At 62.7% G+C, this 21,560-nt stretch carries 19 protein-coding genes, 1 pseudogene and 1 riboswitch; of the genes and pseudogenes, 12 read left to right on the top strand and 8 right to left on the bottom strand.

The features are described 5' to 3' along the window. Positions 1-50: 50 nt before the first annotated feature. The 10 genes from cpaB (at position 51) to NKI21_RS10760 (ending at position 10,218) form a co-directional block, all read left to right on the top strand. On the top strand, positions 51-977 hold the full coding sequence (gene cpaB, locus NKI21_RS10805; protein ID WP_245273189.1) for a Flp pilus assembly protein CpaB: 927 nt from the start codon (positions 51-53) through the stop codon (positions 975-977). Positions 978-1,034: 57 nt separating this feature from the next. Then, positions 1,035-2,453 carry a type II and III secretion system protein family protein gene (locus tag NKI21_RS10800; protein ID WP_502895169.1) on the top strand — a complete coding sequence of 473 codons (1,419 nt, stop codon included), beginning with the start codon at positions 1,035-1,037 and terminating at the stop codon, positions 2,451-2,453. A 4-nt stretch (positions 2,454-2,457) separates the two neighbouring features. Continuing rightward, entirely contained in the window at positions 2,458-2,727 is a 270-nt protein-coding gene (locus NKI21_RS10795) for a hypothetical protein (RefSeq protein ID WP_128303365.1), read from the top strand. Between the two features lie 49 nt (positions 2,728-2,776). After that, on the top strand, positions 2,777-3,991 hold the full coding sequence (locus NKI21_RS10790) for a CpaE/TadZ family protein (protein ID WP_023810504.1): 1,215 nt from the start codon (positions 2,777-2,779) through the stop codon (positions 3,989-3,991). Beyond that, a complete protein-coding gene (locus tag NKI21_RS10785) occupies positions 3,988-5,409 on the top strand; it encodes a TadA family conjugal transfer-associated ATPase (protein ID WP_352865539.1) in 1,422 nt (473 codons plus the stop codon). The genes NKI21_RS10790 and NKI21_RS10785 overlap by 4 nt, the downstream gene beginning before the upstream one ends. 4 nt (positions 5,410-5,413) lie before the next feature. Continuing rightward, a complete protein-coding gene (locus NKI21_RS10780) occupies positions 5,414-6,379 on the top strand; it encodes a type II secretion system F family protein (RefSeq protein ID WP_352630171.1) in 966 nt (321 codons plus the stop codon). Position 6,380: 1 nt separating this feature from the next. Further along, entirely contained in the window at positions 6,381-7,343 is a 963-nt protein-coding gene (locus tag NKI21_RS10775; protein WP_127322803.1) for a type II secretion system F family protein, read from the top strand. A 78-nt stretch (positions 7,344-7,421) separates the two neighbouring features. Beyond that, positions 7,422-8,246, top strand: coding sequence for a PA3715 family protein (locus NKI21_RS10770; protein WP_352865537.1), 825 nt, complete (start codon positions 7,422-7,424; stop codon positions 8,244-8,246). Between the two features lie 160 nt (positions 8,247-8,406). Next, positions 8,407-8,877: a hypothetical protein gene (locus tag NKI21_RS10765; RefSeq protein ID WP_352865535.1), complete on the top strand. Its 471-nt coding sequence runs from the start codon at positions 8,407-8,409 to the stop codon at positions 8,875-8,877. Between the two features lie 165 nt (positions 8,878-9,042). Continuing rightward, positions 9,043-10,218 (top strand): GGDEF domain-containing protein, encoded by a 1,176-nt coding sequence (locus NKI21_RS10760; protein WP_023810510.1) that lies wholly within the window; start codon positions 9,043-9,045, stop codon positions 10,216-10,218. Here NKI21_RS10760 and gcvP read toward each other — a convergent pair whose 3' ends face one another. The 3 genes from gcvP to gcvT are packed head-to-tail and all read right to left on the bottom strand — an operon-like array spanning position 10,219 to position 14,521. Beyond that, entirely contained in the window at positions 10,219-13,029 is a 2,811-nt protein-coding gene (gene gcvP / locus NKI21_RS10755; protein ID WP_352440247.1) for an aminomethyl-transferring glycine dehydrogenase, read from the bottom strand. A 17-nt stretch (positions 13,030-13,046) separates the two neighbouring features. Beyond that, positions 13,047-13,415, bottom strand: coding sequence for a glycine cleavage system protein GcvH (gcvH, locus tag NKI21_RS10750; protein ID WP_128303368.1), 369 nt, complete (start codon positions 13,413-13,415; stop codon positions 13,047-13,049). Between the two features lie 5 nt (positions 13,416-13,420). Next, positions 13,421-14,521, bottom strand: a complete 1,101-nt coding sequence (gene gcvT, locus NKI21_RS10745; protein WP_352630168.1) for a glycine cleavage system aminomethyltransferase GcvT — start codon at positions 14,519-14,521, stop codon at positions 13,421-13,423. 149 nt (positions 14,522-14,670) lie between these two features. After that, a riboswitch (glycine riboswitch) is annotated at positions 14,671-14,757 on the bottom strand. Positions 14,758-15,001: 244 nt separating this feature from the next. On the opposite strand from gcvT, the pseudogene NKI21_RS10740 reads away from it, so the two are divergent. Beyond that, positions 15,002-15,995: pseudogene (locus tag NKI21_RS10740) on the top strand (hypothetical protein). Positions 15,996-16,035: 40 nt separating this feature from the next. Here NKI21_RS10740 and NKI21_RS10735 read toward each other — a convergent pair. Further along, a complete protein-coding gene (locus NKI21_RS10735; RefSeq protein ID WP_352865533.1) occupies positions 16,036-16,764 on the bottom strand; it encodes a GntR family transcriptional regulator in 729 nt (242 codons plus the stop codon). Positions 16,765-16,772: 8 nt separating this feature from the next. Next, entirely contained in the window at positions 16,773-18,053 is a 1,281-nt protein-coding gene (locus NKI21_RS10730; protein ID WP_352865531.1) for a D-amino acid dehydrogenase, read from the bottom strand. A 222-nt stretch (positions 18,054-18,275) separates the two neighbouring features. Between NKI21_RS10730 and NKI21_RS10725 the strand changes: the two genes are divergently transcribed. Beyond that, on the top strand, positions 18,276-19,070 hold the full coding sequence (locus NKI21_RS10725) for a maleate cis-trans isomerase family protein (protein ID WP_352865529.1): 795 nt from the start codon (positions 18,276-18,278) through the stop codon (positions 19,068-19,070). A gap of 40 nt (positions 19,071-19,110) precedes the next feature. Here NKI21_RS10725 and NKI21_RS10720 read toward each other — a convergent pair whose 3' ends face one another. From NKI21_RS10720 to NKI21_RS10710, 3 genes are all read right to left on the bottom strand, one after another. Beyond that, positions 19,111-19,902 carry a molybdopterin-binding protein gene (locus NKI21_RS10720; protein ID WP_352865527.1) on the bottom strand — a complete coding sequence of 264 codons (792 nt, stop codon included), beginning with the start codon at positions 19,900-19,902 and terminating at the stop codon, positions 19,111-19,113. 1 nt (position 19,903) lies between these two features. Next, a complete protein-coding gene (locus tag NKI21_RS10715; RefSeq protein ID WP_023810519.1) occupies positions 19,904-20,785 on the bottom strand; it encodes a cytochrome b/b6 domain-containing protein in 882 nt (293 codons plus the stop codon). Between the two features lie 97 nt (positions 20,786-20,882). Continuing rightward, positions 20,883-21,560, bottom strand: coding sequence for a DUF1345 domain-containing protein (locus tag NKI21_RS10710; RefSeq protein WP_352773284.1), 678 nt, complete (start codon positions 21,558-21,560; stop codon positions 20,883-20,885).

The raw sequence follows: 21,560 nt of genomic DNA, 5'->3' as shown, positions 1-21,560 counted from the left end.
TAGGGTTAAGCCCAACAAAACAAGAAACTGCGGGCATCAGGGGTTTCGGCGTGAGGGGCAAGGCCATATCGATGATCGGCATCGCCGCCGTTTTCGGGGCGATCTCGATCTTTGCCGCGGATTTCTGGGTCAAAAGCCAGGCCAAGGCCGATTCCGAAGAGAAGACGTCGTCTATTCCGGCAGCTGTCGTGCCGAAGGTCGAGTTCAAGACCATCGTGGTGGCGAATGCCCCATTGCGCTACGGCATGGCGCTCGACCGCGCGCAGCTCAGCGAAATCCCGTGGTCGCAAGAGGCCGTGCCGCAGGGCGCCTTCACCACCATCAATGCGGTGCTTGCCGATGGCAGCCGCGTGGTGCTGTCGCCGATCGAGGTCAACGAACCGGTACTGCTGACCAAGCTGTCCGGTCCGAACGGCCGCGCGACACTCTCCAACATGATGACGCCCGGAATGCGGGCGGTCACCATCCGCACCGACGAGATAGCAGGTGTCGGCGGCTTCGTCACACCGGGCGACCGCGTTGATGTCGTGCTGACGCGCGATGCCGGCGAAATTCAGGAAGTGGCCAAGAATGCACAGGGTGCGGCCGGATCGACGGTCACCTCCGAGATTGTCGTTGCCGATGCCAAGGTGCTGAGCGTCGGGCAAGGTGCCGACGAGCGCCAGACGACGCCGCAGATTTCCAATTCGGTGACCATCGAGGTGACGACCGACGGCGCGCAGAAAGTGGCGCTGGCCCGCACTGTCGGTACGCTGTCGCTGTCGCTGCGCTCGGCCAGCGAAGGCGGCGACGGCAAGGGCGGCGTCACCACCATCTCTTCGTTCGGTGGATCGGCCGCCTCGAACGTGCAGGCCGCTGCCGGCTCGCTGTTCGATGCCGTGGTGAAAGAGCCGGAGAAGCCGAAGTTCAAGACGGTCATCGTAACGCGCGGCACAAAGGCCGAGGAATACCAGGTTCCTTCGCGGGACCAGAAATAAGCCAGTGGGGACTGGGTGAGGGACGGGACAATGTTCGGGCTGTTCACATATCGGGTCATGGGGCGGTTGCGCGTTTTGCGTGCGGCGGCTGTCGCGTCTTCGCTGGCTGCTGCCGCGATGCTGGCCTTCGGCGCCTCGGCGAGGGCTGACAACGAGATCGTCTATGTGTCGTCGACCAAGAATGCGTCAATCAAGGTCGCCAAGGGCAAGCCGAAGACGATCATGACCAGTGCCGCCTTCTACCAGATCGTCATCGGCGATCCGGAGATCGCCAACGTCAATCCGCTGACCGACAAATCCTTCTATGTGCTCGGCAACAATCTCGGCACCACCGGCATTGCGCTGTTCGACGAGAAAAAGCAGCTTGTCGGCACCGTCGACATCGAGGTGACGCTCGACACAGACCAGTTGGCCAGCACCATTCGGGCCAGCGTGCCGGATGCCAGGATCAAGGTCGGATCGGCCAATGGCCGGGTCGTGCTGTCGGGCGAGGCCGATGATGCCGTCGCCGCCGAAAAGGCAAACAAGATCGCGACGCGCTTTTCCGGTGCCGAGGAGGTGATCAACTCGGTCAACATCTCGTCGTCGCAGCAGGTCCAGCTCAACGTCCGCTTTGTCGAAATCAACCGCCAGGCGGGCCAGGATCTCGGCGCCAAATACGCCGCCAATTTCGCCTATGGCATGGGTGGCCGCGACGTCACGCTGCCGGCCGGATCGATACAGGGCGCGGGAACAGGCGAGATCATCGGCAAGCTGCTGTCGAATGGCGTCTCCATCGATATCGCCATCAAAGCGCTGGAAGAGCGCGGCTTGGCGCGGCGGCTGGCCGAGCCGAACCTGATCGCCCGGTCCGGCCAGACGGCGAGCTTCCTCGCCGGCGGCGAGTTCCCGATCCCGGTCTCCGAGGACGACGGCAAGATCTCGGTCAGCTACAAGAAGTACGGCGTCAGCCTGGATTTCACGCCGACGGTTCTGAAGGACGGGCTGGTCAGCCTGGATATCGCGCCGGAAGTCTCCTCGATCGACGCGTCAGCCTCCTACAATATCGGCAGCATTTCGGTGCCCGGTTTCATCGTGCGCCGTGCCAGGACGTCGGTCGACCTGAAGAACGGCCAGAGCTTCATGATCGCCGGATTGCTGCAGTCGCAGAACGACATCACCACGTCGCGCATTCCCGGCCTCGGCAAGATGCCGGTGCTTGGGGCGCTGTTCTCGTCGAAATCCTATCAGCGGCGCGAGACCGACCTCGTCATCATCGTCACGCCCTATCTGGTCAAGCCGGTCGATCCGTCGAAGAAGCTCGTCGAGCCGACCGATGGCACGCAGCCGGCCAGCAACGCCGATTATTTTCTCAACAACACCGAGGAAGTGAAGGGCGCCGATGCCGGTCGCACCGTGGCGCTGGCAGACGGCCGCGTCACTCAACCTGCAGCGGCCGCTTCGGCTGGGCATTTCCTCGACCTGCCGAAGGATTGAAGCCATGCGTCTGGTCTTTGGATCGAGCGTCGCCTTGCTGCTGGCCGGCTTTACCGCTGGCTGCACCAGCGACGACTATGTGCGCAGCGAAGGGCCGACGGCCGGCGCCGGAAATGCGCAGGCCGCCAACACCGTCATGCAGATGGTCGATCCCTGGAAATACGGGGTCCAGAACACCAGGCTCCTGGTGCCGGCCCAACGAGGCAGTGCCGCGGCCGTAACACCCGATCAGGCGGCCGGTGCCAAGGCGTCGCAGTCCAGCACGACCAATTGATCCCACGGGCAACTGATCCAACGGTCGATCGACCTGACAGGCTGACAGAATGGCAAACGGCATCAAGACCAGGAAGATCCTGCTCGTATCGACCGACAGGACGTTTGCGCAGGACACGCGCACCGCGTTTTCCGCCTCCGAGATCATACAGCTCTCGACAGTGGAGAAGAACGTTACCGAGTTGCGCGGCGAGATCCAGGAAGCCGACTTCGGCGCCATCATCGTCGACATGGATGCGGCAAGGCTGGAGGAGGTCGAGTCGCTGCAGCGCATTATGCGCCGGCTGGAGGACAAGGTTCCGGTCGTTGTCGTCACCCAGGAGTTCAACGCCGCCGCGGTGCGCATTCTCGTGCAGCTCAAGGTCGCGGATTTCCTGGTCAAGCCGATCACCACCGCCGATCTGGTGCGCTCTGTCGTGCGGGCACTGCAGGGACCCGGGCGCGAGGAAAACAGCGAGTCGCAGATCTACACCTTCATGCCTGCCGCGGGCGGCGTCGGCACCACGACGCTGGCGCTGCAGACCGCCTTTCAGCTGCATCACTCGGTGACGCGCGGCGCCTCGACCTGCGTCGTCGATCTCAATTTCCAGCAGGGCGCCTGTGCCGAATATCTCGACCTCGAACCGCGTTTCGATATTACCGAGATCGAGAACCAGCCCGAGCGTCTCGACCGGCAACTGCTCGACGTGATGCTGTCCAAGCATGCCAGCGGCCTTTGCGTGCTGGCGGCACCGGCGCATCCAGCAGAGATGCGCTCGTTCAAGACCGATGTCGTGGTGCGCATGCTGGACCTCGTTTCGGCCTATTTCGACAATGTCGTCATCGACATGCCACGCACCTGGTTCCCATGGACGGAAACCGTGCTGCTCGGTTCCAACAAGCTCTACATCGTCGCGGAAATGACGGTGCCGTGCCTGCGCCACACGCAGCGGCTGATCCAGGCGGTCTACGAGACTGCCGGCAAGGAAGTGAAGCCGAACGTCATCGTCAATCGTTTCGAACAGAAGATGTTCGACAACGGCATCAAGCAGGCGGACGTCCAGGAAATTCTCGGCGAGCATTTCGTCGGCGGCATCGCCAACAACTACCGGCTGGTGCGCGAAGCGGTCGATCGCGGCGTGCCGCTGCACGAGATCGATCCCAACGCCAATGTCGTCAACGATCTGAAAAAGATCATCCTGCCGGAGGAAGCGGTCCCAACGCGGGCGAAATCGCGCTCGCTGTTTGGCATGGGCCGTGGATTGCTGAAGAGGAAAGCCGGATGACCAGCCGCTTCTCCGCCCTGCAGAACCGCGATACGCTTCCGCAGCGCGCGCCTGAGACGACGCCGGTCGCCCATCATGCCGTCGTCATTCCGACCAGCCGAAAGGCTTTGCCGGCAAAGACTGACACAGCGCCGGCAAAGAATGCCAACAAGGTGCTCGATGCGCGCGTGCGTATCCACCGGCTGCTGCTCGAAGAGATCAATCTTGTCGCGCTGGAGCGTTTGCCGAAGGATGAGATGCGCCGGCAAGTGCATGATTTCGTGTCGGAAAAGACCAAGCAGGAGCGGATGGCGATCAACACCGTCGAGCTTGACGCGCTGGTCGATGACATCGTCGACGAGATGGTCGGCCTCGGTCCGCTCGAGCCGCTGCTCAAGGACCCCGACATCAACGACATCCTGATCAACGGCCACATGAACTGCTTTGTCGAAAAGAAGGGCAAGCTGCAGCCGGTCCACATTCCGTTCAAGGACGAGGCGCATCTCCTGCGCATCGTCAACAAGATCGTCGCCGCGGTCGGTCGCCGCGTAGACGAATCGCAGCCGATGGTCGACGCCCGCATGCTGGACGGCTCGCGCTTCAACGCGGCCATCCGCCCGGTTGCGGTCGATGGGCCGCTGGTGTCGATCCGCAAGTTTTCCAAGAACAAGCTCGGCCTGCACAAACTGGTCGAATTCGGCGCCATCACCCAGAACATGGCCGAAGTGCTGGCGGCGGCCGTGCATGCCCGCAAGACGACGATCATTTCGGGCGGCACCGGCACCGGCAAGACGACCATGCTCAATGCGCTGTCGGCCTTCATTCCGGAAGACGAGCGGCTGATCACCATCGAGGACGCGGCCGAACTCCAGTTGCAGCAGCCGCATGTCGCGCGCATGGAGACACGTCCCGCCAACATCGAAGGCCATGGCGAGCTGAAGCAGCGCGACCTCGTCAAGAATGCGCTGCGCATGCGCCCCGACCGCGTCATCCTCGGCGAGTGCCGCGGCGAGGAGGCATTCGACATGCTGCAGGCGATGAACACCGGCCACGAAGGGTCGATGGCGACCATCCATGCCAACACGCCGCGCGACGCCATTTCGCGGCTCGAGCAGATGCTTGGCATGACCGGCATGCCGATGACGGTGCAGTCGATCCGCAGCCAGATCGCCAGCGCGCTCGACCTGATCGTTCAGCTGACGCGCCTGTCCGACGGCAAGCGCAAGGTGACCAGTGTCGCCGAGGTGACCGGCATGGAAGGAGATGTCATCCAGATGCAGGAGATCTTCCGCTTTGTGCGCACCGGCATGGAGGCCGACGGCAAGATTCTGGGGCACTACGAGGCGACCGGCATCCGGCCGCGGTTCCTCGAGGATCTGCGCGCCATGGGCATCGAGTTCCCCGGGCGATATTTCGAACCCGGCCGGCCGCAGGAGTAGCCAAGTGTTCGACGGGCTCAGCGCGATCTATGTCGTCTATGCCGCGGCTGCACTGACCGGCATCCTGATCGCTGAGGCCTGCTACCTGCTTTATGCCGGCCGCAGCGACAAGCGCACCGCCATCAACCGGCGCATGAAGCTGCAGGAAAACAAGATCAGCCAGGAGCAGGTGCTCGTCCAGCTGCGCAAGGAGCGGGGCCTTGACGCGGGCACGCCGCTGTTTTCGCCGGACCGGTTCCGCGCTCTGCGAATCCAGTCGGGCATGATCATGCCGCTGTCGAAATTCCTGATGATCACCTGCGGCGTGGCATTCGCCGCTGGTCTGGTCGCCATCTGGTACGGCTTGCCACCGCTGATGGGGCTTGTGCTGTTTGTGGTGCTTGTGCCGGTGCTGCCAGTGATGACGCTGCGCTTCAAGCGCAAGCGCCGGGTGAAGCGGTTCGGCATGCAATTGCCGGAGGCGCTGGAACTGATCACGCGTGGCCTGAAGGCCGGCCATCCGGTGCCGGTGGCGATCGCCATGGTGGCGCGCGAGATGCCCGACCCGATCGGCACCGAGTTCGGCGTCATCGCCGACGAGGTGACCTATGGCTCCGATCTGGTTTCGGCGTTGAACTCGCTGTTCGACCGGGTCGGCCAGGAGGATCTGCCGCTGTTCGTCACCGCCGTCTCGATCCAGACCAGTTCGGGCGGCAATCTGCGCGAGATCCTCGATGGCTTGGCGACGACGATCCGCGAGCGCGGCAAGCTGCGCCGCAAGGTGCGCGCAATTGCGACAGAAGGCCGGATGTCGGCCTACATACTGACGGCGGTGCCGGCGTTGCTGTTCACCGCCATCATGGCGCTGATGCCGGGCTTCTACAGCGACGTCTGGGGCGAGGCGAAAACCTGGTACCTGCTCGGTGGGTCTATCACCTGGCTGATGCTGGGCAATCTGATGATGTTCAAGATGTCGAATTTCAAGTTCTGACATGCAGGGCTTCATCGAATTCCTCGCCTCGCTTGCACCGACCTCGTTGATGCCGGTGGCCATCCTGCTGCTGGCGGCGGGTGCTGCCGCTGTTGCCTGGCCTGTTGTCATGGCGAAGGGCGACCGCAACGAGGTCATGCGCCGGCTCAGGGTCGACAACGGTCCCGTGGCCGCCAAACCAGAGCCGGTGCAGAAGAAGAATACCGGCGTCGTGCGCGAGAAGGCGGTGAAGCGGGCGCAAGAATTCTACGCCAGGAGCGATCCGGAAAATGTCGCCCGGCTGCGCATGAAGCTCATCCAGGCGGGCTACATGGAGCCGCGTGCTGTCGGCACGTTCTTCCTGATCCGGTTCAGCGCGATGATCGGCACGGCAATCGGTGTGTTTGTGCTCAACCGGTGGATGGCCAGCCCGGACGCGACGATGGCCAGCCGCTGGACCTTCGTCATCCTGTCGGGAGCGGCCGGCTATTTCCTGCCCGGCCTGGTGCTGAGCCAGAAAGTGCGGGAACGCAGGCGTGAGTACCGCAACGGCTTTCCCGATTTCATGGACCTGATGATTGTCTGCTCGGATGCCGGAATGAGCATGGAGGCCGGCATAGAGCGCGTCTCCAAGGAACTTGCCAAGACCTATCCCGCGCTCAGCCAGAACCTGCAGCTGGTGTCGTTGGAGCTGAGGGCAGGGCGCAGCCTTGACGATGCGCTGAAGGCGCTCGCCGACCGCCTCAGCCTGGACGAGGTGCGTTCCTTCGCCACGCTGCTGCAGCAGTCCAAGGAACTCGGCACCAGCCTGTCGGGGGCGCTGCGCGTCTTCTCCGACGACATGCGCCACAAGCGTATGTCGTTGGCCGAGGAAAAGGCGCACGCTCTGCCGGCCAAGATGTCGGTGCCGGTGGTTGTGTGCATCCTGCCGGTAGTGCTGATGATCGCGGCCATTCCAGTCATCGTCAAAATGACGGCGCACTAGCGAGCGCTTCACAAAAGCCCTAGCAAGGGGCTGACAACCATTGTTCTGACCGAACCCGGCTTTGCAGGTGAGAAGTCCATGCTGCTGCGCACTCTCTTGCTCGGCCTTGCCGCGGCCAGCCTGTCGCCCGCCTGGGCCGTGGCCGACGATTGCGGCGATGCCGCCGCCTTGGTGCAGCAGGCCTATCCCAAAGCTCGAAAGAACGCCGACGGCACCTCGTTCACGCTCGAACCCCACACCAGCATCGCCCTGACATTCGCGTATGGCGATCCGCCGGGGCTGGTTTGCAAGATCTGGCCCGCCCATGACGACCTGCTGTTGGTCGCAGTGCCGCTGATGGAGGGGTCCCAACCCAGCGACTACGCGCATGCCGGCGATATCGAGCTTTTGATTGTCGACAGGAAGAGCCGGCAGGTGCGCCAGCGCTTGCTCCAGCCCGGGCTGATGAATGATGATGCCATCGCCATCCGCAAGGTCGAACTTGATACCGGCCGCTATGCGCTGGCGCCCGATGTTACTGCCTTTGGCCTGCGCATCGAAATGGCGAACAATTCGCTGCCTAATCCCTTCAGTGAAACCGACCTGCGGCTCTATGCCGTCGATGGCGATTCCCTGAGGATGGTGCTCGATGGCCTGGTCGTGGGCGGCAATGGCGGCGAGGGCGATACCAATTGCGCCGGATACTTTCATACTAGTCGGGTTAGCCTGGCGATGAGCCCGGCCAAACATCATGGCTACCACGACATAACGGTGGTCGAGCAAATAGATACTGACAATCCGTTGCCCGACAAGGATGGCGAGTGCCAGTCCCATCCCGGCAAGTCCGTGAGCCAAACCTACCGGCTGCGCTATGATGGCAGCCGGTATACGGCTCCTGCGGGGCTCAAAGCCCTGGAGCCGTGAGGACGCCGCTGGCTGCGACTGAAGCAGCGTGGCCTGGTGGTTAATGGCTGGTGTGCCCGAAACCAAATTTTGGTGACGTTTCGGCACCAAAGTTTAAGCGTCGCTGATATAATGTGTTTCCTGAAGAACGACCCGGCAAATCGGGCGATGAGGCAGGGGCATGCGTCACAGTAACTTCACGGCAATGGCCGCGATTTCGGCCGTCTTGATGATGTCTGGCTGTACAACGGGCGGCGTCGACACCACCAAGACCACCGCCATCCAACCGGCGGCAAAGGACATCGACACCTTCGATCTGGCGCAAGGCAAGGCGCAGTTTCGCGACGCCAATTACGGCCTCGCCGAAAAGCACTTCCGCAAGGCCGTCGAGTTGAAGGCCGACAATGCGGAGGCCTGGATGGGGCTCGCTGCTTCCTATGATGAACTCGGCCGCTTCGACTTCGCCGACCGTGCCTACGGCCAGCTTTTGAAAGTCGCCGGCCGCAAGCCGCAGATCGTCAACAACATGGGCTATTCGCAACTGCTGCGCGGCAATCGCAAGAAGGCCAAGGCGCTGCTGCTCGAAGCGAAGGCCGGCATGGCCGATCCCACCGTCGTCAACGCCAACCTCGCTCTCTTGAACAAGGGTTGACCTCGCGTCGTCCAAGGGTCCGGTTTCGGGACACATGGCATCGAACGTTTTGTAAACCCTATCCGTAGGTTGCATCGATAGATCGGCTGAAAACCCATATCTGAGGGCTGCCGCTGACCTTAGAGTGCAGCGCAACCGCCGACGCTCGAGAGGCCCTTGCCCGATATGCTGGACTTCAGTTCGCTCCTGCTCGCAGCTGCGCTGTCGGGCATCTGCCTCAGCGTCACCATGTTTGCGATCTGGTTCACCGCGCCCAAGGCAGGCTTCGTGCTGACGGTGGCGTGCGGCATTCTGGTGCTCGTCGCGCATGTGATCCTGTTCTGGCGATACACCAAGGATCCCGATCCGCTGCTCTGTCAGATCGTGCTTGCGCTGCTCAGCCTGGGGTTCCTGATCCTCTGCGTGTCGGCCATGCAATATCTGGGCGTGCCCGGCCACAGACGCGCCGTTGCACCGGCGCTTGCCGCCATGGCTGTCTGTGCGGCAGTGACCTTCCTGGGGCTTGACGGTGTCGGCTTCATCGTCACCTACGCCACGGTGACGGTGCTTCTGTCGGCGATCGGCGCCATGTTTTGGATCAATGGCAGTCACGATCGCCGGATCCTGCTGGTGGTTTCGTTTCTGAGCGGCACCTGCGCTGTGTCGTTTGCGCTTTGTGGCGTGGTTCTGCTGACCAAGGGGCAATGGACGCTCGCGGTCGCGCCCGACAACTGGGCCGAACGACTGAATTCCGTCGTGGCGGTGGCTTGCATGACCGGGCTCGGCGCATTGACGCTCTCCCTCCACCATCTGCAGGCGCAGATCGAGCTGAAGGCCGAGACCATGACCGACCCGCTGACGGGGTTGATGAACCGGCGGGCGTTGACGTCGCTCTACGGCGAGCGGAGTTTCGGTCCGTTCATGTCCGTCGTCATGTTCGACCTCGACCACTTCAAGCGGACGAACGATGTCTATGGCCATCCGGTCGGGGACCAGGTCTTGTGCCGCTTCGCCGCGGTCATCAAGAAATATGCCAGGACCGGCGTCGACGCTTTTCGCCTGGGCGGCGAGGAATTCGCCGTCGTCATGTCGCGAATGACGGAAGAGAAGGCCCATGATCTCGCCAGCAAGATCTGTGTGGCCTTCGGCACCGAGATCGTCGCCACCCAACTCGGCAAGTTGCGCAGCACGGTCAGCGGCGGCATCGGCTTTGGCGAGGCAAGCGGCAGCAGCCTCGATGAGGTGCTGACCGAGGCCGATGCGGCGCTCTATGCCGCCAAGCGCGCCGGGCGAAACTGCGTCATCAGCCGTAAAAGGACAGGCAAGGCCGAACCTATCAAGCCGGCCTTGCGCTCCGCGTAATTATTCCGCCGCACCCAGATAGTCCGACAGTGGCGGGCAGGAGCAGACCAGGTTGCGGTCGCCGGCGACATTGTCGATGCGTGACACCGGTGGCCAGTATTTGGCTGCCGTGTCGGCGTCGCCGGCGGGATAGGCCGCCTCCAGGCGCGAGTAGGGATGCGTCCACTGGCCGGCCAGCACCTCGGCGGCGGTGTGCGGCGCGTTGACCAGCGGATTGTCGGCCAAAGGCCATTCGCCCCTGGCGACTTTCGCTGCCTCGCCTGCGATGGCGATCATCGCCTCGCAGAAGCGGTCGAGTTCCCGCTTGGGCTCGGATTCGGTCGGCTCCACCATCAGCGTGCCGGCGACCGGGAAGGACATGGTCGGCGCGTGGAAGCCGTAGTCGATCAGCCGTTTGGCGACATCGTCGACACTGATGCCGGCGCTGTCCTTGAGCACGCGGGTGTCGAGGATGCATTCATGCGCGATGCGATCGTGCCTGCCCTTGTAGAGAAGCGGGAAATGCGGCGCGAGCCGTGTCGCCACGTAGTTGGCCGAGATGATGGCGGTCTCCGTCGCCTGCTTCAGTCCGGCGGCGCCCATCATGCGGATATACATCCAGGTGATCGGCAGGATCGAGGCACTGCCGAATGGTGCGGCCGACACGGCGTGCGCCGAACCTTCGGTGACATGTCCCGGCAGATAGGGCTGCAGATGCGCCTTTACGCCGATCGGGCCGATGCCCGGGCCACCGCCGCCATGCGGAATGCAGAAGGTCTTGTGCAGGTTCATATGACAGACATCGGCGCCGATATCGGCGGGCCGCGCCAAGGCGACCAGCGCGTTGAGATTGGCGCCATCGAAATAGACCTGGCCGCCATGCTCGTGGATAAGGGCGCAGAGGTGGCGTGCACCTTCCTCGTAGACGCCATGCGTCGAGGGGTAGGTGAACATCAGTGCCGCGAGATTCTTGGAATGCTCGTTGGCCTTGGCTCTCATGTCGTCCATGTCGATATTGCCGTCCTCCAGGCAGCGCACAACGACAACGCTCATGCCGGCCATCGCCGCACTCGCCGGATTGGTGCCATGCGCGGAGGAGGGGATCAGGCAGACGGTGCGATGGCCTTCGCCGCGTGAGCGGTGATAGGCGCGGATGGCTAGCAGGCCGGCATATTCGCCCTGGCTGCCGGCATTGGGCTGCAGGCTAACGGCGTCGAAGCCCGTGATCTCCGACAGCCATCCTTCCAGTTCGCCGATCATGGCGCGATAGCCGGCAGAGTGTGCGGCCGGTGCGAAGGGATGCAAATTAGCGATTTCAGGCCAGCTTACCGGCATCATTTCCGCCGCCGCGTTGAGCTTCATGGTGCAGGATCCGAGCGGGATCATGCTGCGGTCGAGCGCCAGATCCTTGTCGGCCAGCCGGCGCAGCAAGCGCATCATGTCGGTTTCCGACTTGTTCTCATGGAACACAGGCTGGGTCAGGAACTCCTTGCCGCGCGGCTTGCCAGGTACGGTGCTGTCGGCCGACGGAGAGGCCTTGGCGCCGAACAGGGCGGCGATCGCATCGAGATCGGCATCGGTCGAGGTCTCATCGAAGCTGATGCCGACATGGTCGGCATCGATGACGCGCAGCAGCCGGCCGGTCTTTTCAGCCGCAGTGGCGATCTGCGCCGCCTTGCCCTTGGTCTCCACCGTCACCGTGTCGAAACGGCTGGCGCCGATCACCGACACGCCTGCCGCTTCGAGGCCGCTTGCCAGACGATTGGCCAGCGTGTGGATGCGCCCGGCAATCGCCTGCAGCCCGGCGGGGCCGTGCCAGATCGCATAAGCCGTCGCCATGTTGGCAAGCAGCGCCTGTGCGGTGCAGATGTTGGAGGTCGCCTTGTCGCGGCGGATATGCTGTTCGCGTGTCTGTAAGGCAAGCCGGTAGCCGGGCCGGCCTTTGCTATCGGTGGATTGGCCGACCAGGCGGCCAGGCATCAGCCGCGTCAACTTGTCGGAGACGGCGCAATAGGCGGCGTGCGGCCCGCCAAAGCCCATCGGCACGCCAAAACGCTGCATCGGGCCGACGGCAATGTCGGCGCCAAGCTTGGCCGGCGCATCGGTCAGCGCCAGGCCGAGCGGATCGGCAATGAAGACGACGATGGCGCCGGTCGCACGCGCCTTGTCGATCGCCGCCTTGTGGTCGCCATAGACGCCAAACGTATCCGGCCAGGAGACGAGCAAAGCAGCGGTGTTGTCGTCGATCGTCTCGCCGTCGATCTCGATGCCGAGCGGCTCGGCGCGGGTACGCACGACGTCCAGTGTCTGCGGGTGTGGCGTGCCGGCAAGTGCGATCTTGGTGCGCTTGTCGCGGTGGTGGCGCAAGGCGATGCCTATGGCTTCGGCGACCGCGGTTGCTTCATCCAGCAGCGAGGCCGACGCCACCGGCAGACCGGTCAATTCCGTGACCAGCGTCTGGAAGTTGAACAGCATCTCCAGCCGGCCCTGGCTGATCTCGGCCTGATAGGGCGTGTAGGCCGTGTACCAGGCCGGGTTCTCGAACAAGTTGCGCTGGATGACCGGCGGCACATGCACGCCGTGATAGCCGGCACCGATAAAGCTCTTCAGCACCGTATTCTTGGCCATGGTCGCCGACAATTCGGCCAGCGCTTCCGCTTCGCTGGCCGGTGCGGGCAGGGTCAGCGGCAAGTCGAGGCGGATCGACTGCGGCACGGCCTGGCTGATCAGCGTCTCGATGGACGGAACGCCGATCACGGCAAGCATGGCTCTGACATCGTTGACGCTCGGGCCGATGTGGCGGGCCGAGAAGGGAGTGAGTGCTGCGGTCATGTCAATCCGTCCTGATATCAGCCGATATGGGCTTTGTAGGCGGCCTCATCCATGAGGCCCGCGAGCTGGCTTTCGTCGGCAAGCTTCATCTTCCACAGCCAGCCGGCGCCGGTTGCCGCCGAGTTGACCAGTGACGGGTCCGACGACAGCGTGCTGTTGGCTTCGGTGATCTCGCCATCGACCGGCGCGTAGACATCGGAAGCCGCCTTGACGGATTCGACCACGACGGCGGTGTCGCCCTTGGTCAATTTCTTTCCGGTCTCCGGCAGTTCGACGAAGACGAGGTCGCCGAGCTGCTCCTGCGCATAGTCGGTGATGCCGACAGTGGCGATGCCGCCCTCGACGCGGAGCCATTCGTGATCTGATGTGAAATAGGTCGTTGCCATTGAGATCATCCTTTGCGGTAGCGATGCGGTGTGAAGGGCAGGGAGCTGATATCGACTGGGATTTTCGTGCCGCGAACATCGGCGAAAACCCGTATTCCCTGTTTGGCCAGTGGCGCCGTGACATAGCCCATGGCGACCGGATGGCCGGCTGACGGGCCAAAGCCGCCTGATGTGACATGGCCGGCGGGCGTGCCGTCGGCGTCAAAGAGCGCGGCGCCGGCGCGCACCGGCTGGCGGCCTTCCGGCTTCAGCCCGACGCGCTTTTGCGCGGGTCCTCGTTCCACGGCGGCGCGGAGCGCATCGGCGCCGATGAAAGTGCCGGAAGCGCGGATGTCTTTCGGAATAGCCCACATCAAGGCAGCGCTGGCCGGGTCGGTCTCCGGCGTGATGTCCTGGCCATGCAGGCAGAGCCCGGCCTCCAGCCGCAGACTGTCGCGGGCGGCCAGGCCGATCCACAGCACGCGTTCATCGCCGAGCAGCTTCGCGACGAGGTCGCGCGCATCGGCTTCCGACAGGCCGATCTCGAAACCGTCCTCGCCGGTATAGCCCGACCGGCTCATGAACCAGTTCTTGCGCGGTTCGACACCATGCATGAACAGCAGCGAGCCGGTCTCGATGCCGGCGCGCGAAAGGGCGGCCCAGGCTTCAGGACCCTGGATGGCCAGGAAGACGCGGTCGAGCGGCTCGACCCTGGCGTCGAAATCCGCGGCAAGTGCACGCAAATGCTTTTCGTCGGCGACGGCGTTGCCTGCGTTGGCGACCACCATGAACCTGCTATCGCCAAGTCTGGTGACGATCAGGTCGTCCAGAATGCCGCCTGCCTCGTTGAGGAAAAAGGACAGTTTGGACTGTGAGATTTGGAGTGCGCCTGCATCCAAGGGGCAAGCGCGGTTGAGCAGCGCAACCGCCTCCGGCCCGCTGACTTCGAACAGCTTCATATGCGAGATGTCGAACAGGCCAGCCTGTTCGCGGGTGTGAAGATGTTCCTTCATGACGCCCGCCGGATAGGTCAGCGGCATCGACCAGCCGGCAAAAGCGCCAAAACGCGCACCGGCGGCCACATGGATGTCTTCGAGGGGTAGGTGTCTTGTATCGTCGCCCGTCATGTCGTCTCCAGAGTCGCACGCAATCGGCCGCGAATGGCGACCAGTCCGTGCCCCTCTGTCTGAAGCCTGAGAGACTCGCGCAGCCGGAGCTCTGTCAGCGGCGCTTACACCTTCGGCGCGGGGGCAAGCCCCGACTTTCCAGAGTGTCTTTCCCGTCTACGGTTCTTTTGCCTGAGAGATTTCGGGCGATTTCCCCTTCGGCGACAGCTCTCGCTGTTCTCTCCCGCAAACAGGTAGGACTCAGACCCTGAGTCCTCGACGCGCCATCCATAGCTCGCGCGCGACGGCTTGTCACCTGTCAGCGACATCTAAAGCGCGTGCATGCCATTCTTCAAAACCGCGGCACGTTTTTGGGCGACATGCGTTGGCCGACAAGTCTTCGCTAACCACGCCGTTTGCCGGTTTTTCAAGACACTGCTGATATGTTGGCTTGTATGACGCTTGGGGCCGGCGCTTGGCGACGGCGGACGGGGACGACAAATGGGCGAATTGATCATGAGCGCGCCGGTGGCCGGGCTGACCTCGAAAAGCCGCATCGCCGCGGAGGACGTGGCGATGTTGCGCCATGAAGTGTTCGGCGATGGCGTCGTGACGCGCGGCGAGGCCGAGGCGCTGTTTGCGCTCGATGCAACGGCGAAGGACAAATGCGAGGAATGGCCGCCCTTCTTCGTGGAGGCGGTTACCGACTATATCGTCCACCAGGAAAAGCCGTCGGGCTATATCTCGCAGGACAATGCCGACTGGCTGATCCGCACGATCTCGCGCGATGGCATGGTCGACAGCCGGACCGAGCTCGAATTGCTGGTGCATGTGCTGGAACAGGCAAGATCGTCGCCGAGCCAGCTTTGCGTCTATGCGCTGGAGCAGGTGGCGCATGCCGTCATTGACGGCAAGGGGCCGCTGATGCTCGGCGGCGCGCTGGCTCCCGGCCTCATCGCACAGGCGGAGGTCGAGCTGCTGCGCCGGATCCTCCATGCCCATGGCGGCGACGGCAACATCGCGCGCCGAGGCCGAGGTGCTGTTCAAGATCAACGAGTGCACTGCTCAAGGGCACAACGATCCGTCCTGGAACGAGCTGTTCGTCAAGGCGATCGCCAATTTCGTCATGTGCTCGGCCGGCTACGAAGCACCGACGCGCGATGTGGCGCTGCGCCGCGATGCCTTCCTCGAACATGCCGATCCGGAAATCGGCGGCTTCTTCAGCCGCATGATCTCTGGCGGCCTTGCCGGCATCATGGAAGCCTATCGGTCCCCGGGCGACATCGAGGCCGAGTGGGAAGCCAAGAACAGGGCGGCCGAGACCCTGGCCCGCCGCGCCGAGACGATCGATGCCGGCGAAGCCGGCTGGCTGATCGAACATATCGGCGTCGACAGGCCTCTTTACGAGAACGAACGCGCGCTGCTGACGCTGATCAAGCACGCCTCACCGGAAATCCATCCGGCGCTGAGGCCGCTGCTCGACAAGGTTGCCTGAGCGGTAGGGGGTTGCCTCGGTCAAAGCCGGGGTTGCCCGATTAGATCTGGTCGACGTCGATGTATATCCTTGCCAAGCCTTCCCTGACGGTCGACATGGCATCGGCGACGCTGATGGCGATGTGGTCGTGCATGAGCCTTGCGGCCCTGTTGGCATCGCGGGCTACCATGGCCCGGGCGATTTCGCTGTGTTCGGTGTAGGTCGTCGACAATCGCCGGTGCTTCTCCACTTCGATCTTGCGAACGAAATGGATGCGCGTGTTGATGCCTTCGAGCATGCGCGCCAGTTCGGGATTGCCTGACAGCCTGGCGATGCGGATATGAAATTCCTCGTCCCTGGCGGTCAGTTCGGCGCTGGAAAATGAGTCGGCGCGCGCCATGGTGAGCGTCCACCAGTCGACGAGCGCGGCAAGCTCCTCATCTGTCGCGCGCTGGATCGCCAGCCTGACGGAGCGCTCCTCGAGCACCGCCCGCACGTCGGAAAGATTGACGATCTCGTCTACATCGAAGCCCCGGCAAAAGAAGCCGCGATTGGTCTGGAAAGTGATGAGTTCTTCTGTGACCAACCGCTGGAGCGCCTCCCGGATCGGGCTGCGGCTGACATTCAGCCTGGCGGCAAGCGCCACTTCGTTGATGCGCTCGTTCGGCTTGAAGCGATAGTCCATCGCCATGCGACGGATTTCTTCATAGACATGCGGGCCGGTCTTGATCGGCTTGGATGGCAGGGCCGCGCTGTTGCCCTGGTTGGTTTGCCTGGTGGGTCGGAGCATGGCGTCGGTCAAGCCTTTGCGGCGCTTGGTTCGGCAAACCGCGCCCGTGTGGGAAGGATGTCATCGAGGGCGATTGGTGCCGCCCGGCCGGCGATCAGATCGGCGACGATGCGGGCCGATCCATGTGCCATGGTCCACCCGATATGACCGTGGCCGGTGTTCAGCCAGAGATTTTTGATGTTGCGCAGGCCGAGGATCGGCAGGTTGTCGGGCGTCATGGGCCTCAGGCAGGCCCGCATCTCGGCGCGATCATAGGCGATGCCGCGCGGGAACAGGTCCTGCGTGACGCGCTTCATGAAGGCGAAATCCGAAGGCTTGTGGCTGCGATCATAGCCTGCGAATTCCGCGGTGGCGGTCACGCGGATGCGATCGCCCATCGGCGTGATGGCGACGAGGTTGTGCTCATCGATAACAGGGAGTTTTGGAGCCAGCGCCCGATCGACGATGGGAATGGTCAGGGAATATCCCTTGACCGGATAGATCGGCAGACCAAGGCCGATGTTGCGGGCGAGGATCGGGCTTTCCGCGCCCAGACACAGAACGTAGGTGTCGGCCAGAAACTCTCCCTTGTCGGTGACGACCTTGGTGATCGTTTCCTTTCTGCGTTCGATCCCCACGATCCTGGTCCCTGTCAGGATCTTGCCGCCCCTATTTTCGACGATGGCCGCCAGCGCGCGCGTGAACTTGGCGGCGTCGCCGGTTTCGTCGGTCGGACACAATACGCCGCCGGCAATGTTGTCGCGCGACGAAGCCAGCGCCGGCTCGCGGTCAACGATTTCCTGCGCGTCTACGATGCGGATCTCCTGGCCGTCGGCTTCCAGCAGGCGCATGTTGGCGACGCCCTTGTCGAGCGCCTGATGGCTGCGGTGGAAATAAAGAATGCCGTCCGACGTCCTGTCGTACGGGATCGCCTCTTCCCTGACGACCGCCTGCAGGACCGATTGGGAATGGACCGCAAGCCGATGTTTGAGAAGGGTGTTGCGACGCGCTTTGGCGGCCGTGCATTGCATGAGGAAGCGCAGCGACCAGCTGTAGAGATGCGGGTCGGCGGAGAGTTTGAAACGAAGCGCCTGGTCTTTCAGGAACAGTGACTTCAGCAGGGTTTTTGGCGCGGCCGGCGATGACCAGACGAAGGAATGGCCGGGCGCGATCATGCCGGCATTTGCCCAGCTTGCCCCTTCGGCTACCTGTGATGCCTGCTCGAGAACGGTGACCGTGTGGCCGTCCTTCTGCAACTGATAGGCCGTGGTGATCCCGACAACGCCGCCGCCCAAGATCAATACGCGCATCGCTGTCCCGAATGGTTGTCGTTTCTATTGTCGACAATTCAATAGGAAGACGCTGGTCATTGTCAACGGGCACGTGGGTCGACGATAGATTCACCGTTCAGACAGGGCGAAATTCCTGCATTTCTCGGTTGCCAAAATTCGAACGGAGCTCTTGACACGTTTGGCAAAGTTGTCGTTTCTATTGTCGACAATTCTGATTGGCATCAGGAAGGGGACTGTGCCATGGACGCCCCGCTTAGCCGCGCCGACGACACGCTTGTCCTCGACAAGGAACACATTCCCTTCACGACCGACGACGGCATCGGCACCCGCGCCAATCTCGGCCTGCTCGTCCTTCGAACCGACCAGACCATCGAGGATGAATTCCGCTATGCGCTGCCCGCGCGCGCCATCGCGCTGTACGAGGCGCGGCTCTACAGTGATGTCGAGATCACGCCTGAAAACCTGATGAAGATGTCGGCCGTGATTCCGGGAACTGTCGGGCTCTTGCCGGACGTCAAGTTCGATGTGATCGGTTTTGCCTGCACCTCGGGAGCGCTGGTTATCGGCGAGGACAAGGTCGCCGAACGCGTTCACGAGGTGCTGCCGGGCGTGCAAGTGACCAACCCGGTGACGGCGGCGCGGGCGGCGCTGAAGGCCCTGGGCGTTTCGCGGATCGCGTTGCTCACCCCTTATTTGGCGAAATTCAATCATTCCTTGCGGGCTTCGCTGATGGCGCGGGGGATGGATATTCCGGTCATGGGCTCCTTCAACGAGGCGGACGACAATGTCGTTGCACGCATCACGCCGGCATCGGTCAAGCAGGCCATTTTGGAGATCGGCGCGTCGAGCGACTGTGAGGCGGTGTTTGTTTCCTGCACGAGCATGCGCGTTGCCCGCATCATCGAGGAGGTCGAGAAGGAACTGGGGAAACCGGTAACCTCGAGCAATCACGCCCTTGCCTGGCACATGCTGCGGCTCGGCGGCATTGGCGAGCAGATCGCCGGAAAGGGCGAACTGTTTCGCCGCTCGCTATAGGTTGGCCATCTTTGGGGCCGCAGCGTTTGCGGTGTGCGATTCAGATTCCGCCGTACCAGTCATAACCATTGTCTTCCCAATAGCCGCCGCGACCGCCGCCGACAGTGGCGAAGCCGTCGACCAGCTCGATCTTGTAGAGATATTTCGGCATCTTGTAGCCGAGCTGGCGCTCGACGCGAACCCGCAGCGGCGCGCCGTTCTCGACCGGCAGCGGCTTGCCGTTCAGGCCATAGGCGAGGATCGTCTGCGGGTGACGGGCATCGATCAGGTCGATGCTGCCGTAATATTTGATGTCGCCGGAGAGGCTGCGGTCGATCGTGTCGAGGCAATGGAACATGACATAGCGCGCCTGCGGTTTGACAACCGCCTGGTCCAGCACCAGCGACAGCGGCGTGCCGGTCCATTTGGCGATGCAGCTCCAGCCTTCGACGCAGTCATGGCGGGTGATCTGGGTGCGGCTCGGCATGTTCTGAAGCTGCTCGCGGCTAAGCGACAATGGTTTCTCGACCAGCCCTGAAACCTCCAGCCGCCAGTCGGCGAAATTGTTGGCGAGCAGGCCTTTGTAAACATGGTCATCGGGAGCGGTGACACCGTTCGGCCGCTGCGGCTGGCGTATGTCGGCCTCGGTGAATTCCGGCGCCAGCGCGTCACGTCCGGCAAGCAGGCGCTGTGCCCGGTATGTCAGGTCATTGGCGTTTTCGAGAAAACTGCGCAGGCCGCTGCCAACACCTAGCTGACTGTCGAAGGCGTCGCAGCCCGACAGCATGATGCCGGAGACGCCAAGGCTGGCACCGGTCAGGAATTTGCGGCGGCTGATCTGGAATTTTGCCATGTCAGGCATTCCTCTCGACGGGTTTGTCGTCCTGTGCGGGAGGATCGGTGCGATACCAGCCGGTGATGATCGAGCGCAGTTCGTTGATCGGGCCGGCGGCCAGGATCATCAGGATATGGACGACGAAGAAGGCGACCAGCAGCACCATGACGGTGAAATGGATGGTGCGTGCCGTCTGCCGGCCACCGAGCAGATCGTTGAGGAACGGCAGCACCGAATTCATGCTCGGCGACATCGCCAGGCCGGTGATGATCATCAGCGGCAACAGCACGAACAGCACGCCGCTATAGGCCATCTTCTGCAGCGTGTTGTATTCGCGCGCGTGGTGGAATTTGAGCTTGGCATGGTCGACGATGTCTTGCGGCAATCGCTTCAAATCGTCGAGGCGTGGCGCGAGATCGCGCCGCAGATGGCCGTTCACGATGCTGGCGACAAACCAGACGATCAACGTCGTGGTCAGTATCCAGGCAAAGAAGAAATGGATGACGCGCGCGGTGCCGAGATCATAGTAGGACGGGATGGTCGCCCAGGATGGAAAGGCGCGGGATGTCTCCTGGCCGGCCGGACCCGACCAGCCGAGCACGCCAGTCGTGTCGAAGCGCTTGCCGAAGATTTCCGTGTAGCCGCGCGGACCCGCGTCGGAATTCTCAGCGCCGATGGCGAAGATGGTGTTGTTGTAGTCAAAGCCCGATTCTTTGCCGATATAGAGCTGCGGACGGGCATTGAAGATCTGCAGGCCTGACAGCAGCATGAAGAACAAGGAGATGGCCCAGAGCCAATGCGTCAGCCGCGTCCAGCGAGACTGCCGGTAGATCAGCGTTTTGTCGTTCGACGCAGAAGCGCCTGGATCGGCGGCGGATTGGCTTCTGGCAACGGATTCCATCGTCTTTCGTCTCCCGGCCTCGCGGCATGGCCTGCGCGTTCATTGTCCTCCTGATACGTCGCGATCCAAACCGATGTTTCATCCGATCACGGATTTATTACGGACCGCCCAGGCTGACGGCGAGATTGACGGCAGCGGCGACGATGACCGTGTTGAAGAAAAACGACAGGATGGAATGGACAAGCACGACACGACGCATATGCGTTGTCGAGATGTTGGTATCGGCAGTCTGTGCGGTCATGCCGATCACCGTCGAGAAGTACAGGAAATCCCAGCCCTCCGGCCGTTTGTCACCCGGAAACAGCAGTCCGCCGACCGGGATTTTCTTCCTGGTCTCGGCATCCACCGCATCGCCGTCCATCCAATAGACATGGGCATAATGGAGCGCCGCCATGGCATGAATGGTGAACCAGCCGAGCGGGATCGACAGCAGCGCGAAGATGAGCTCGATGGGATGGCTTCTGTCCTTCTGATTGATCAGCAGGAACAACGAGATAACGGCGACGCCGACGACAACAAGCGTCACGGCGAAGATGACCAGCACCGGCTGGTCTGTGGCACGCGCATTCCTGCTCAGATACCTGCCGGTGAACTTCGGCATCTGGGCGACGACGAGAATTACATAAGCGGCAAAGAACGCGTTGGCGCCGATCGAATAGGCAAGCGGGGCGTGCAGCAGCAACGCCACGAGAAGCGCGAAGACGCCAACGCAGGCCGACACAGCGAACAGCATGTGGCGCTGCATGGGTTTGTCTATCGGAGCTTCGGCGGCCAT

Source organism: Mesorhizobium sp. M0715, assembly GCF_040320355.1.
In the GTDB taxonomy this organism is placed as follows: Bacteria; Pseudomonadota; Alphaproteobacteria; order Rhizobiales; family Rhizobiaceae; genus Mesorhizobium.
The sequence above is the reverse complement of the archived record's forward strand: the minus strand, read 5'-3'. Positions and strand labels throughout refer to the sequence as shown.

Coding starts and splice junctions, on each gene's coding strand:
- NKI21_RS10800 (WP_502895169.1), top strand. CDS start 1,035: ATGGGGCGGTTGCGCGTTTTGCGTGCGGCGGCTGTCGCGTCTTCGCTG.
- NKI21_RS10795 (WP_128303365.1), top strand. CDS start 2,458: ATGCGTCTGGTCTTTGGATCGAGCGTCGCCTTGCTGCTGGCCGGCTTT.
- NKI21_RS10790 (WP_023810504.1), top strand. CDS start 2,777: ATGGCAAACGGCATCAAGACCAGGAAGATCCTGCTCGTATCGACCGAC.
- NKI21_RS10785 (WP_352865539.1), top strand. CDS start 3,988: ATGACCAGCCGCTTCTCCGCCCTGCAGAACCGCGATACGCTTCCGCAG.
- NKI21_RS10775 (WP_127322803.1), top strand. CDS start 6,381: ATGCAGGGCTTCATCGAATTCCTCGCCTCGCTTGCACCGACCTCGTTG.
- NKI21_RS10770 (WP_352865537.1), top strand. CDS start 7,422: ATGCTGCTGCGCACTCTCTTGCTCGGCCTTGCCGCGGCCAGCCTGTCG.
- NKI21_RS10765 (WP_352865535.1), top strand. CDS start 8,407: ATGCGTCACAGTAACTTCACGGCAATGGCCGCGATTTCGGCCGTCTTG.
- NKI21_RS10760 (WP_023810510.1), top strand. CDS start 9,043: ATGCTGGACTTCAGTTCGCTCCTGCTCGCAGCTGCGCTGTCGGGCATC.
- gcvP (WP_352440247.1), bottom strand. CDS start 13,029: ATGACCGCAGCACTCACTCCCTTCTCGGCCCGCCACATCGGCCCGAGC.
- gcvH (WP_128303368.1), bottom strand. CDS start 13,415: ATGGCAACGACCTATTTCACATCAGATCACGAATGGCTCCGCGTCGAG.
- gcvT (WP_352630168.1), bottom strand. CDS start 14,521: ATGACGGGCGACGATACAAGACACCTACCCCTCGAAGACATCCATGTG.
- NKI21_RS10735 (WP_352865533.1), bottom strand. CDS start 16,764: ATGCTCCGACCCACCAGGCAAACCAACCAGGGCAACAGCGCGGCCCTG.
- NKI21_RS10730 (WP_352865531.1), bottom strand. CDS start 18,053: ATGCGCGTATTGATCTTGGGCGGCGGCGTTGTCGGGATCACCACGGCC.
- NKI21_RS10725 (WP_352865529.1), top strand. CDS start 18,276: ATGGACGCCCCGCTTAGCCGCGCCGACGACACGCTTGTCCTCGACAAG.
- NKI21_RS10720 (WP_352865527.1), bottom strand. CDS start 19,902: ATGGCAAAATTCCAGATCAGCCGCCGCAAATTCCTGACCGGTGCCAGC.
- NKI21_RS10715 (WP_023810519.1), bottom strand. CDS start 20,785: ATGGAATCCGTTGCCAGAAGCCAATCCGCCGCCGATCCAGGCGCTTCT.
- NKI21_RS10710 (WP_352773284.1), bottom strand. CDS start 21,560: ATGGCCGCCGAAGCTCCGATAGACAAACCCATGCAGCGCCACATGCTG.